Genomic DNA, 13,443 nt, shown 5'->3' on the forward strand with positions numbered 1-13,443 from the left:
AGGGTTGATCAACCCGATCAATGGGTTCCAGCACTCTGCATAAGTAACATCGCTTCCTGCTTCTGTTCATCACTGCCCTGCTCCATAACTTCCTGCAGGATTGTCGAGGCCCCTTCGCTGTCTCCCATATCCATATAAGCCCTGGCCAGATCAAGCTTGGTGGCAACCTCATCGCCATCGGAGAGGAAGTCCAGGTCATCATCCAGAGAAGCTTCAAGGCTGGAACCGCCTTCATCGGAGAAAGCGGCCTGACTATCCCGGGCAAGCACATCGTCTGACTCAACACCAAAATCAAGGTCATCCAGATCATCAAGCCCGCTGGTCTCAAACTGTTCAGCGGCTTCAGGCTCTTCATCCAGATCAAAATCATCCAGGTCAAAGTCCAGGTCATCCAGAGAGTCTAATCCCTGCTCATCACCATCCAGCCCAAGGCCATCCAGATCAAGGTCTGGTATTCCATCAATCTCGTCTGGCGCTGAAACACCTGCAAATGCGTCAGGGAATCGGGCCTTGAACTCCTCCGCTGCACGCATGGCAGCCGCATCGCCGGTTGCCTCCAGATCGGCTAAGGCCTGGTTGAACTTTTCAAGATCGCCACTTTCTGAATGAACCTCAACAAGCTTCAGCTTAAGGTCAGACCTTCCCGGTTCATTGAAGATTGCCTGAGTCAATAGTTCCTCAGCCTGATCCAGGCGACCATAGGCAATATAAATATCGGCTTCACTCAGCGGGTCTTCGGTCTGCCCAGTGGTTTCCCCATCAGCGTCTACTTCATTAATGATCGAATCATCGATGGCCAGCGCTTCATCAAACTTAAGCTCATCCTCTGCGCTGGGAGAGGCTGTTGGCTTTGGGGAGGCATCAATCGGTACCTCCTTATTCAAATTGACAGGTTGAATGTCAACATCTTCGTCGTCCAGCGCTTCCTGCTGTTTCCTGCGCCGCTGATAAAAGAGCCAGCCAGCGCCTCCCAATGGTATCAAAGCCAGCAGGAGCATGATCAGAGGGTTACCAAAGAGCGTAGACATCATGCCCGGGGATGCTGTCTCTGCCTGGCGCTGGGAGGGTAACGACCGGGACTGGTTTTGCAAGGCCGCCATCTGATCGTCTTTTAAGGCAACCAGGCGCTTCAGGGTAGCAATCTGATCATCCAGATCTTTCAACCGGCTCTTGAGCTCGGCATTCTCCCGGCTCAGCTTATCAAGCTGTTCACGGGTCATGGCCAGCTCGGTCTGCAACACGGCATTGCCACCGGCGGCATCGCCACCGAGATCCTGCCCACGACCGCTGGCTGCATCACCGGAAACGATGGCCAGCTGACCATCCAGAGACTTGCGGGAATCCGAGGCGACGGATGACGTTCGCCTGGTAGCATCCAGTTGCGCAACCTGGCTGCGCCCACGCCACTCACGATTCTGCCTGGATACATCGGCAACGGCTTCACGGACCGTCAGACTGGTCATCTCATTACGACCCGGAATCCGCAGGACCTGCCCGCTCTTGAGGCGATTAATATTGTTATCAATAAATGCCTGTGGGTTGCCACGCTGAATCGCCAGCATGGTTTGCTGTACCGACACTTCGGAGTCGGGGCGCACTTTCTCAGCGATTTCCCAGAGGCTGTCATTTCTGTTCACCCGGTAAGTCCCGGGTGTGCTGCTCAAATCTGAAGAGGCATCATCGCGACGGGAGGAGACACGCTGGACCGGTTGCCGCTGAACGGAATCACGATATTCAACGGCTTCCTGGGACGGCGCATAGTTGCGGTTTATCCGGTTACCATTGGCCCTGGGCGGCTGGTCCCACACAGGGTTAGACCCATAATGGGGCGGAATGGATGGCTTGACAACAGGGGCTGACGTTTGACCATTGAAGGCCGGAGGATCAAGTAGAAGCGTATACTCCTTCAACAGGCGACCACTTGGCCAGTGCACCTCCACCAGGAAATTCAGATAAGGCTCATGGACCGGGCTGTCACTGGTGACCTTGATCAAACCTTTGCCATCAGGGCCAACTTTGGTGGTAAACCGCAGATTATTCAAAATGAAAGGACGTTCAACACCGGCCCGCTCAAAGTCTGTTTTGCTGGCCAGGTTAGAGAGGATCTCGTTGCGAGTGAGATCATTGACCTGCATTAACTCTATCTCAGCCACCAGGGGCTGATTCAAAGCTGAATACAGCTTCACCTCCCCCAGACCCAGCGCATGGGAATTCATTGCAGCGATTCCCCCTGCCAGCGCTGACATCACTACGACAAGTTTTTGCAGTTTCATCATGAATCCTTGTTTTATGCGTAGACTGTTTGAGCCCCTTCTGCCTTCAGCTGTAAAGAAAGCAGCCCCCCCCTTCTCGATACAGCGAGGAACCCCAAGCAGTTAAACTAAGTTATCACTTAGCAAAGTCTTTGATCAATAACCCAATTAATTCAACAGCATGAACAGCACTTCTCTTGAAGCTATCGGCCACCATCCAGAAACTCAAGTCGGTTGCATAATCTGATTGCTGCCGGAGTTTGCCAATATGCAGCTGATCGCTTCCCGCAGCGTCTTCAAGGGTAGGCATGCCAGGGCCATCAGCCGCTACTATTTCAGGGAGTTCTGATAGTAAAGACTGTATTTCCTGAAAATCAACCGGTTGGACAGTATCCAGATCAACAACATAACTGTCACCGAAAAATACCGGGGCTGTGATGCAGGTCACACGGATGTCCAACTCCTCTCCCAAAGCCACTAGCAGCTCATTGCGCATATCGGCTTCATTGCCGATTTTCTCACCCTCTTCGGCATCAACTTCCGGAATCAGGTTGTAGGCCAGGCGAGCGGAAAAATCACCCTGCTCTGCTGGCTTGCCGTTCAGCAGCTCAATGGTTTGCTTACGCAGGGTATCGACACCCTTTTTACCAAGAGCCGCCACTGGCTGCATAACCACCAGATTGATACGGCTGAGAGTAAACCGCTGGTGCAGCTTTTGCAGCAGAGGAAGTAAGCAGGCAACAGCAGATCCGGGTACGGCAAAGTAACGGTTATCTATTGCCTCTTCGATAAAATGCCTGTTTAAGTCAACCATCACCGGCACGGTATAACCCTGGGATGCAGCCCCCTTTGCCGCATCAATAATAACACAGCCGCTCTCAACGGCCTGGGTCATCAACTGGGCATTTCGCTGACACCCGGCGGGCATCACCAGAAAATCAGTGGCGGAAAAGTCGGCTTCATCAGCGGGAATAAATTCCAGTGTTTCGCCATGAAACTCAACGGAACCTGAAGCCTGTGCAGACTCCACAAGCGGATAAAGGCTCATTACCGGTAGCGGCTTACCATCCAACAGTGATTCTTCCAGTTGCCGAACCAGAGTTTCACCAGCCAGTGTGTCGGCAGCGTAAATAGCAATATTGTATGTTCGGTTCATGGATAAAAGGCCCCGCAAGCCAGAGAAAGTATGGGCATTGTTGACCTTGTGTCAGCCAGCACCACATAAATGATAAAAAACCATCGACTTTATACAGGGCGTTGATATCAGGCAAGCAGTTTCAGGCCGTTCCCCTGGAAAGTTTGAAATGTCCCCGGGCGGTTGTTCGATCTGCTCCTTCATTGCATATGCTCCTGCACTGGCTTCATGGAGTGTTGTCCTATTCGCATAAAGGTGCCTACGGCATGGGCAATGGGTTGATCACGGTGTTCCTGGTAGGCAAAACCGCGGGTAAAGACCATGGAACGGGTTATATGATAAGCCTCGGCAAATGCCCGGACCGGCTTACCGGGCTGAGCGGTGGTCATATGGTCAATACGCAGATCCAGTGTCGGGCAGGCTTCCAGCTGCTCCATACGGGTATACACGGAAATGCCGCAACAGGAGTCCATCAGGGTGGTAATGGCGCCAGAGTGAATGACGCCGGTTTCCGGGTTCCCTATCAGTCGGTTGTCGTAGGGCATTTCCAGTTCAATGCCGTTACGATCCGCTTTGACCAATGACATATTCAGATGCAGGCAGTGGGGAATAACTTTGACAAAATTGCTGGCAAAGTCTGTTAGCTGTTGTTCCGTTAACATAATTCATTTTTTCTGATTATTTGTTATTTATACAGTGGCAGTAAGACACGAAGTAACGGGAATGCTTCATGTCTTTCACCTTTAGTATGAAACCTCTGTTGTCTATAGAACGCTATTTCAATACAGAAGCAGACACTCAGAGCAATATGGTCAACATACGACGCAGTGGCTCTGCCGCTCCCCACAACAGCTGATCACCCACAGTAAATGCCGTCAGATAGTCAGGTCCCATATTCAATTTGCGCAGGCGGCCCACCGGAATATCCAGACGGCCGGTGACCGCTGCGGGTGTCAACTGATGCATGGTCTCTTCCCGGTGGTTTGGAACCACGGATACCCAGTCATTGGCACCGGCAATCATCGCGTCAATATCCGCCATCGGAATATCGTTACGCAGCTTGATGGTCAATGCCTGACTGTGACAGCGCATGGCTCCAATGCGAACACAGATACCATCCACAGGAACCGGTGCAGCCTGGAGCCCGAGAATCTTGTTGGTCTCAGACTGAGCCTTCCACTCTTCGCGGCTCTGGCCATTATCCAGCTCTTTATCAATGTAAGGAATCAGGCTGCCTGCCAGTGGCACACCAAACTCACTTTGCGGAAGATCAGCGCTTCTTAATAAGGAAGAGGTCTTACGATCAATATCCAGAATCGCACTGGCCGGGTCAGCCAGCTCGGCAGCAACGTTGCTCTGGATAGAGCCCATCTGGCTGATCAGCTCACGCATATTTCTGGCACCGGCACCACTGGCGGCCTGATAGGTCATGGCACTGACCCACTCCACGGCATTGTGCTGAAAGAGCCCGCCGATGGCCATCAACATCAGGGAAACGGTGCAGTTACCACCGATAAAATTTTTAACACCATCATTCAGCGCACGGTCAATCACAGCACGGTTGACGGGATCAAGAATAATCACAGCATCGTCGTTCATCCGCAGGGAGGAAGCGGCATCAATCCAGTATCCCTGCCAGCCACTGTCACGCAATGGCTGGAAAACTTTGCCGGTATAATCACCACCCTGGCAGGAAATAATAGCGTCCATTTCTCTGAGAGCGTCTATATCATGGGCATTCTGAAGGTCGCCCACAGGCACACCAACATCAGGTCCGGGCTGACCCAGTTGCGAGGTGGTGAAGAAGACCGGCTCGACACCCTTGCCCTGTAAACGGGCAAAGTCGTTTTCTTTCTGCATACGCTCCATTAATACGGAGCCCACCATGCCTCGCCAGCCAACAAAACCTACTTTTTTCATACTGCGCTCCCCCGAAAAAACGGCCCCTGCTCAAAACAGACAACAGAAGCCGCCAACATTATATATTTGTTATGCATTTAACAAACAGTCAACAACCGCATCACCCATTGCAGCGGTGCCCACCAACTGACAACCTTCAGAGGCGATATCCCCGGTACGATAGCCTTTATCCAGAACATCGCTGACCGCTTTTTCAATGGCATCCGCAGCGACAGCTTCGGCCAACGAATAGCGAAGCAACATCGCCAGGGACAAAATCTGCGCCAGAGGGTTCGCCTTGTTCTCCCCGGCGATATCCGGTGCCGAACCGTGCACCGGCTCATACATTCCCTGGTTCTTTTCGTTCAGGGAGGCTGATGGCAACATACCAATCGAGCCGGTCAACATTGCCGCACAGTCGCTGAGGATGTCACCGAACATATTACCGGTCACCATCACATCAAACTGTTTCGGAGCCCGAACCAGCTGCATGGCGGCATTATCAACGTACATATGGCTCAGCTCAACATCGTTGTAACCGGCAGACTCGGCAATAACCACCTCCCGCCAGAGACCGGTCACTTCAAGCACGTTGGACTTGTCCACCGAACAGAGTCGTCCACCCCGCTTTCGGGCTGCATCAAAAGCCACCCTGGCGATACGACGGATTTCAGACTCCCGATAGACGTAGGTGTTATAACCTTCCCGTTCGCCATTTTCCAGGGTACGGACGCCACGGGGCTCACCAAAATAGATGCCCCCGGTCAGCTCCCGCACAATAAGAATATCCAGACCAGCCACCAGCTCAGGCTTCAAACTGGAAGCTTCGGCCAGTTGCGGGAAAAGAATGGCCGGACGAAGGTTGGCAAAAAGGTCCAGTTCAGCGCGAAGTTGCAACAGCCCTTTTTCAGGACGGTTCGCCATGGGTTGATCATCCCACTTCGGACCACCCACCGAACCGAACAGGATCGCATCGGCATTCCTGGCCAGCGCCAGGGTTTCTTCACTCAGCGGAACACCATATTGATCAATGGCCGCACCGCCCACCAGACCATGACTGACTTCAATATCGAGCCCAAAACGCAGTTTGGCCGCATCCAGTACTTTCAGGGCCTCAGCCATAATCTCAGGGCCGATGCCATCACCTGGAAGACATAACATCTGCTTGCTCATGAAAAGCTCCGCTGTTAATTATTTTTACTGGCGAACAGCCAGGGGTTATCTGCTTTATAACGCTGTTCAAAATGGCGGATCTGATCCGCATCCTGCAAGGTCAGGCCAATATCATCCAGACCATTGACCAGGCAGTGACGACGAAATGCATCAATATTGAATGGCAACTCTGCGCCATCAGGCTTAACCACCACTTCGCGCTGGAGATCCACCGTCAGCTGATACCCTTCATTCGCTTCCACTTCCTTGAACAGCTGCTCTACCACCTCGTCCGACAGGGTGATGGGGAGAATGCCGTTTTTAAAGCAGTTGTTGTAAAAGATATCCGCAAAGCTTGGCGCGATTACACAGCGGAAACCAAAATCATCCAGAGCCCAGGGGGCGTGTTCCCGGCTGGAACCACAGCCAAAATTCTGCCTGGCCAGCAGGATGGACACGCCCCGGTAACGGGGCTGATTCAGGACAAACTCCGGATTCAGTGGACGTTTGGTGCAATCCTGCCCCGGATAACCTTCGTCCTGATAGCGAAGTTCATCAAACAGATTGACACCAAAGCCGGTGCGTTTGATGGACTTGAGAAACTGCTTGGGGATGATCATGTCCGTATCCACATTGGCACGATCCAGGGGAGCCACTAACCCCTGATGGACGGTAAAAGCCTGCATGATTCTCCCCTTACACTACGGATGTCTGATGACGGACATCGACAAAATGGCCCGCAATGGCCGCCGCAGCCGCCATGGCCGGACTGACCAGATGGGTTCGCCCGCCAAAGCCCTGGCGACCTTCAAAATTCCGGTTAGAGGTGGATGCACAGTGCTCGCCCTGCCCGAGCTTGTCGGCATTCATGGCCAGACACATGGAACACCCCGGCTCACGCCACTCAAGGCCAGCGGCCAGAAACACCTTATCCAGCCCTTCTGCCTCCGCCTGGGCCTTGACCAGACCCGAGCCCGGCACCACAAGAGCCTCTTTAACCGTGTCAGACACCTGCTTGCCCTTTACGACAGCTGCCGCCTCACGCAAGTCCTCAATGCGCGAATTGGTGCAGGAGCCGATAAACACCCGATCAACAGGAATGTCGGTAATCTTCTGGCCAGCGGTTAATCCCATATACTCCAGGGCACGGGCGTAGCCCTCTTTACGGGTTTCATCCGGCGCATCCTCCGGGGAAGGTACCCGGGCATCCACCGGCAACACCATCTCCGGGGAAGTTCCCCAGCTGACCTGTGGCTTTATCTCATCGCCATTGAGCACAACGATTTGATCAAACACTGCATCACTGTCTGAATGAAGGGTTTCCCAAACCTTGACCGCCTGCTGCCACTGTTCTCCCACCGGAGCAAACGGCCTGCCCTGCACATAGTCAATGGTGGTCTGGTCAACCGCCACCATGCCTGCCCGGGCTCCGGCTTCAATGGCCATATTACAGAGCGTCATTCGCCCTTCCATGGTCATATTACGAATGACGTCGCCCCCAAACTCGATGGCAAAGCCGGTACCCCCCGCTGTACCGATACGGCCGATAATCGCGAGGATCACATCTTTCGGCGTGACTCCGGTGCCCAGGGAACCATCAACCCGAACCAGCATGTTCTTCATCTTCTTGGCCACAAGACACTGGGTCGCCAGTACATGCTCAACTTCCGAGGTTCCGATACCATGGGCCAGTGCACCAAAAGCGCCGTGGGTTGAGGTGTGCGAGTCACCGCAGACAACGGTCATGCCCGGCAGAGTCGCGCCCTGCTCCGGGCCAACCACATGGACAATGCCCTGGCGCTGATCCTGCATGTCAAACTGGGTGATACCAAAATGATCACAGTTGTCATCCAGCGTCTTGACCTGGATTTTCGACACCGGATCCGCAATCCCTTCAATACCGTGCTGGCGCTCATTCAACGTAGTGGGTACATTGTGATCAGGTGTGGCGAGGTTGGCATCCAGCCGCCATGGCTGGCGACCAGCCAGCTTCAGCCCCTCAAACGCCTGTGGTGATGTCACCTCATGGAGCAACTGCCGGTCGATATAAATCAACGCGGATCCATCGTCACGCTGAAGTACAAGGTGGGCATCCCACAACTTGTCATAAAGCGTTTTACCCCTGCTTTTCACATCGAAAGCCTGGCCAGCCATTGAACCACCCTCATTGCTGCAATAAACAGAAAAAGACTGTTTTTTGTTTGATTTATGTGCAGTTTTATTACGATTTCTTTCGCGCACATGACACTTTAATGTGAACCAGACTGCGCTTCCCGATAAGTTCGCAACGATACGTCAACAAACCCTGGTATTTTTATCAAAAATTTCAGCTTATCCCTAAAAATGCCTATCCTAGTCGCTCATAGAAAATTACTCAAATTCATCTTTTTTCTGGTTTTGATAACTTTCTGGAATCAAAGGGCACCCAGATTGCTGATTCAGAAGCGTCTTATTAAAGAGCTTTACTACTTTTGCGAACAGGTTGACGGTTTTATGCCTAGAATAGGCTGGCTGAGAAATAGTTTGAACATTAATGCCTTAGTGTGCTGGTAACTGAAAAGTCAGGAAACACCACTATGAATACTAATCGGCCCATGCTCCATGTACTGCTCACAGCAAACCGGTCCTGCAGACGCCATCGATGCTTCAGCAACCGGTGATTTCGACGGGCACTCTCTGGTCAGGACTAATTGCTGCGGGCGCACCGTTCACCTGGGGTGCATTGCTGAAATCCTGGAATGCCGGCCGGGCCATGAACATGAAATTGCAGAAAGAAACTGTTGTCAATGTCCACCCTTCTTGAAACCGGCAGTGCCGTTGGAGCGTCTGGCCGGGGCTCTGAAAATTGAAACCTCACCCTATTGCGAACCTCTGGCACTTTGTGCCTGCCGACAAGCTTGCCGTGGGGATATGGACACGTTCAAGACACTATTGGCGCAGGAACCCGGCATTGCCCGACAAGATTTTCGTGAAGCCGTGACCGGTCAGGGTGTCCGGCTGTTACAGGTTGCTGTCAAGGCAGGCCAGGCGGAACTCACGCAACTTCTGCTCAAGTATTCTGCCGATATCAATGCCGCCGATCACCGGGGCAATACGGCCCTGCACCTGGCTACTGCCGGAGGCCATGACCAGTGCCTGAGGGCGTTGCTGAAGCATGGGCCGGAACTCGATTGCAGGGACAATACCGGCTCTACCCCCCTGCATCTGGCCATCGAAAATAATATTGGTGAGTTTCTGGAACTGCTGTTGGATTACGGTGCAGACCCGACGGTTGCCGACGATGAGGGTCTCACCCCTCTGCACCTGGCTGCGAAAAAAAGCTACATCAATAACCTGCGACAGCTTCTGCAGGATAACAGGGTGGCCATCAATGCCGCTGACCAGTCCGGCAAGACGCCTCTGCACCATTCTGCCCTGAGCCCCTCGGAAGGTAGCATAGACTGCTTGCAACTGCTGATTACCCACCAGGCGAACGTGAATGCCGTTAATGAGTCCCTGTGCACGCCTCTGCACCATGCCGTCGTTTACAGCGCTGTCATGGGAAATAGGGAGAAGATGCTCTACCTGATAGACCATGGGGCGGATTTGGAAAGCAAAGATATTTCTGGCCAAACCCCATTGCACCGGGCCGCTGACTGGGGGCGTCTCGAGGTGGCGCAACTGTTAATCGCTCACCATGCGGATATCCACAGTACCGATAAGAATGGGATGACGCCGCTGCATCTGGCCACGATACAAGGCCATATTGATAACGTGAATCTGCTGATAGCCTGCGGGGCGAAACTCTGGGCCACAGACGAATCCGGCAAAACACCGCTGCATCTGGCCGCCTGGTGGGGTCGTACCAAGGTCTTGAAAAAGCTGATGGTATTGGATGGGAAGCTCAATGCAACCGATGAGTCTGGCAGGACAGCGCTGCACCTGGCCGCCTGGCAAGGCCAGACCGGGATCGTGCAACTGCTGATGGACAAGGTAAAAGAAATCAATGTAACCGATAAGACTGGCAAGACCGCGCTGCACCTGGCTGCCTGGCTTGGCCATACGCCAGTCCTGCAACTACTGTTGGACCAGGGGGCGAATCTCAATGCGACCGATAAGTTTGGCAGAACACCACTGCACCTGGCCGCCCAGAGTGGCCATACCAGGAACCTGCAGCTACTGATTGACCAGGGCGCGGATCTCAATATGGCCGATAATTTTGGCGATCCCCCCCCTGCAAGTGGCCATAAATAATGGCAATATCCATTGTCAGCAGCTGCTGACTGATGCATCCCAGCAACGCTGGGGTTGGGGTTGCTCTGTTCAGTGACTGCCCAAAATGTTGATGTTCATCGTATGTCTCCGTCGTTTTCTTGTTGACGGATCATTATTAATCCCATTCCATGGGAACTACCTCATCACGTTTCATCGTTTGCGCCTTTTTATCCTGTTCCCTCTTCCTGATGGTTTCAACGGCCGCCACGGCATGACCCAACGAGTGGCTTAAAAATGACTCACCGGCGCTGAAGCCAATACAAAATAAATTCTGACAGGCATTACTTTCCATCGTCTCAGGACAAAGATCCAGATAGCCATTACTTTGAGTCAGAGAAGGCTTTAAAGTATCAGGAAAGAAGGGATAATCCACTTTTATCCCGGTCAACAGAGCAATATGATCAAATTCTAACTGGAAGCGCTGTGCCTCCCTCCCTGCCAATTCCTGAACGATATGGCACAACCGTTGGTTTTCAATGCCGACCAGGCTGCAATTCAGTCCCTGTTCATAACCGACTTGATATTTTTCAGGGCATGCCATTGCCTCTGCCACCGTGTAATGGCGTTCTGATCTTTTATAATTCAGATGCTGGATCAATGGATTCCTTCCCCCTTTACCCGGCTGGTTTTTCACACTTATGGCTTCTTCTTTAATTTTGGCAGGCAGCAGATGGATAACTTTCATGCCTTTTTGCCAGGCCTCATAGATCGTATCACCGGCTGAAAAACTGTTGCCAACCACTAAAACTTTACTGCCCGGTGCTAATTTATCCATCGCCCGGCAGGCCTCATGGGTCCAATGAGAGACATGGGGATTATCCCGTTCCCCGGGGATATTTAACCAGTTTGGCTTTTTCTTGCCGATCGCCAGCATTAAATAATCACACTGGATCTGGGTCTCCTGCCCGGCCGCTCCCCGAACGATGACGTCCCAGAAAAGACCACTTTGCCAGACAGAACCGGCCTGAGTTGCAGAGACCACTCGCCCCGGAACTGCACGGGATTCCGTCAATATTTTTTTTCCATAGTCCTGGTAATACTTGAGCAGAGATTCACCGTCGGTCACCACCCGCTGGCAAGGGCGTGGTGGAGGTGGCAAGGGAATTTTGCGTACATCACATTGTTCAATGGGATAGTCAGGCAATCCCATCTCACGGTAGTCGCTCAATGTCTGCTGTGATGGTAGATAAGTGTTCCAACTCCCTCCCACGGGTTCGTCCGAGCACATCATCCAGTCCAGTTTTTGCCCACTATCAAAATGCCATTCCAGGCAACGTTCATAGCTGTGCGTTTTTTTATCGTAGAGGGATGCAAACTTCTGCCCCGATACCATTTTTACGTCATTAGGGTTATGGCCCCGGGGAGACATATCATGAACCAGCACTTTTCGATCAAGAAATGAATTTTTATTACTGCCAGTACACAGTCTTTCGTTATGGTAAAACTGCAACCCTTCCAATTGCTGCATGGCAAAAAGGCCGATAGGGCCAGCGCCAACCACCAGTACCTTCACCCGAACCTTCTGACCAGTGACATGGTTATTCTCAGAAGCAACAGCGGAAGACGGGGAACAGGGAAACGAACTTCTTATTAATGCATTCATGGCTGCCCGGGTAAAAAATATAACCTTTCCAATTGAATCAGGATAAAAGCAGCAATAATCAATCCTCGCCACCTGCCAATTGCAGGAGTATAGTTCACGCCCTGACCTTTTTAGAGATTATCGTTTATGTTCAAGGCGCTAGTACTGAACCAGCAGGACAACAACACTGTCGCTTCCATAGAACAGCTGGATGAATCCACCCTGCCCGCCGGGGATGTTATTGTTGCTGTTGACTATTCATCACTGAATTACAAGGATGGCCTGGCCATCACCGGAAAGGGAAAAATCATCCGTGATTTTCCGATGGTTCCGGGTATCGACTACGCGGGTCAGGTCATTTCCTCAAGTGATGACCGGTACCAGCCCGGTGATTCGGTTATCCTCACTGGCTGGGGTGTTGGTGAGAACCACTGGGGTGGTATGGCCGAGAAAGCCAGCGTGCCTGCTAACTACCTGGTTTCCATGCCTGCTGGACTGGACAGCCGCAAGGCCATGATTATCGGTACTGCCGGCCTGACGGCCATGCTGTGTGTCATGGCGCTGCAAGACGCAGGTATTACCCCTGAGAAAGGTGAGATTCTGGTCACCGGTGCCAGCGGTGGTGTCGGCAGTGTTGCCATAACGCTGCTGGATCAGCTGGGTTACCAGGTGGTTGCCGCTTCCGGTCGCCCGGAAAACAGTGACTGGTTAAAGTCCATCGGGGCTGACCGGGTGATTGATCGTGCAGAATTGCTTGAACCTGCACGTCCGCTGGAAAAGCAGCTCTGGGCAGGTGCCATTGACAGCGTCGGCAGCAAGGTTCTGGCCAAGGTACTGGCACAGGTTGATTATCAGGGGGCTGTTGCCGCCTGCGGCCTGGCCGGTGGGTTTGATCTGCCAACCACGGTGATGCCTTTTATTCTCAGAGGCGTTAAGCTTCTGGGTGTTGATTCGGTCATGTGCCCGATTGAAAAACGTATGCAGGCATGGAACCGTATTGCTGAGCTGCTGCCAGAGTCCTTCTACAGCGACGCGGCCAAAGAAGTGTCACTGGATGTTGTGCCTGAACTGGCAGAGGCCATCACTAATGGACAAGTCACCGGCAGAACACTGATTAAGTTGTAATCACGCTCTCACCTTCTAAACTTCTTCAAGTCAGATGCGATCAC

Annotated in this window: 10 protein-coding genes; 2 read left to right on the forward strand and 8 right to left on the reverse strand. The window is 52.6% G+C overall.

Features of this window, described 5'->3' with window-relative positions; translation table 11 throughout:
• Nucleotides 1-17: 17 nt before the first annotated feature.
• From O3276_RS05205 to leuC, 7 genes are all read right to left on the reverse strand, one after another.
• Nucleotides 18-2,276, reverse strand: a complete 2,259-nt coding sequence (locus O3276_RS05205; RefSeq protein WP_269674686.1) for a motility hub landmark protein FimV — start codon at nucleotides 2,274-2,276, stop codon at nucleotides 18-20.
• A gap of 112 nt (nucleotides 2,277-2,388) precedes the next feature.
• Complete coding sequence (locus O3276_RS05210) at nucleotides 2,389-3,408, reverse strand: Asd/ArgC dimerization domain-containing protein (RefSeq protein WP_269674687.1); 1,020 nt, start codon at nucleotides 3,406-3,408, stop codon at nucleotides 2,389-2,391.
• A 179-nt stretch (nucleotides 3,409-3,587) separates the two neighbouring features.
• A complete protein-coding gene (locus O3276_RS05215) occupies nucleotides 3,588-4,049 on the reverse strand; it encodes a PaaI family thioesterase (protein ID WP_269674688.1) in 462 nt (153 codons plus the stop codon).
• A gap of 136 nt (nucleotides 4,050-4,185) precedes the next feature.
• The gene (gene asd, locus O3276_RS05220) at nucleotides 4,186-5,307 is read right to left on the reverse strand and encodes an aspartate-semialdehyde dehydrogenase (RefSeq protein WP_269674689.1); all 1,122 of its coding nucleotides are present in this window, start codon (nucleotides 5,305-5,307) and stop codon (nucleotides 4,186-4,188) included.
• Between the two features lie 69 nt (nucleotides 5,308-5,376).
• A complete protein-coding gene (leuB, locus tag O3276_RS05225; protein ID WP_269674690.1) occupies nucleotides 5,377-6,459 on the reverse strand; it encodes a 3-isopropylmalate dehydrogenase in 1,083 nt (360 codons plus the stop codon).
• Nucleotides 6,460-6,473: 14 nt separating this feature from the next.
• Nucleotides 6,474-7,124, reverse strand: a complete 651-nt coding sequence (leuD, locus tag O3276_RS05230) for a 3-isopropylmalate dehydratase small subunit (protein ID WP_269674691.1) — start codon at nucleotides 7,122-7,124, stop codon at nucleotides 6,474-6,476.
• Between the two features lie 10 nt (nucleotides 7,125-7,134).
• Entirely contained in the window at nucleotides 7,135-8,592 is a 1,458-nt protein-coding gene (gene leuC, locus O3276_RS05235) for a 3-isopropylmalate dehydratase large subunit (RefSeq protein ID WP_269674692.1), read from the reverse strand.
• 657 nt (nucleotides 8,593-9,249) lie between these two features.
• Between leuC and O3276_RS05240 the strand changes: the two genes are divergently transcribed.
• Nucleotides 9,250-10,671, forward strand: coding sequence for an ankyrin repeat domain-containing protein (locus O3276_RS05240; RefSeq protein ID WP_269674693.1), 1,422 nt, complete (start codon nucleotides 9,250-9,252; stop codon nucleotides 10,669-10,671).
• A gap of 136 nt (nucleotides 10,672-10,807) precedes the next feature.
• Here O3276_RS05240 and O3276_RS05245 read toward each other — a convergent pair whose 3' ends face one another.
• Entirely contained in the window at nucleotides 10,808-12,295 is a 1,488-nt protein-coding gene (locus O3276_RS05245) for an NAD(P)-binding domain-containing protein (RefSeq protein ID WP_269674694.1), read from the reverse strand.
• Nucleotides 12,296-12,421: 126 nt separating this feature from the next.
• Here O3276_RS05245 and acuI point away from each other — a divergent pair, with 126 nt between their 5' ends.
• A complete protein-coding gene (acuI, locus tag O3276_RS05250; RefSeq protein ID WP_269674695.1) occupies nucleotides 12,422-13,399 on the forward strand; it encodes an acrylyl-CoA reductase (NADPH) in 978 nt (325 codons plus the stop codon).
• The last annotated feature ends 44 nt before the right edge of the window (nucleotides 13,400-13,443 follow it).

Origin of the sequence: Endozoicomonas sp. GU-1 (assembly GCF_027366395.1) — a bacterium.
GTDB lineage: Bacteria > Pseudomonadota > Gammaproteobacteria > Pseudomonadales > Endozoicomonadaceae > Endozoicomonas.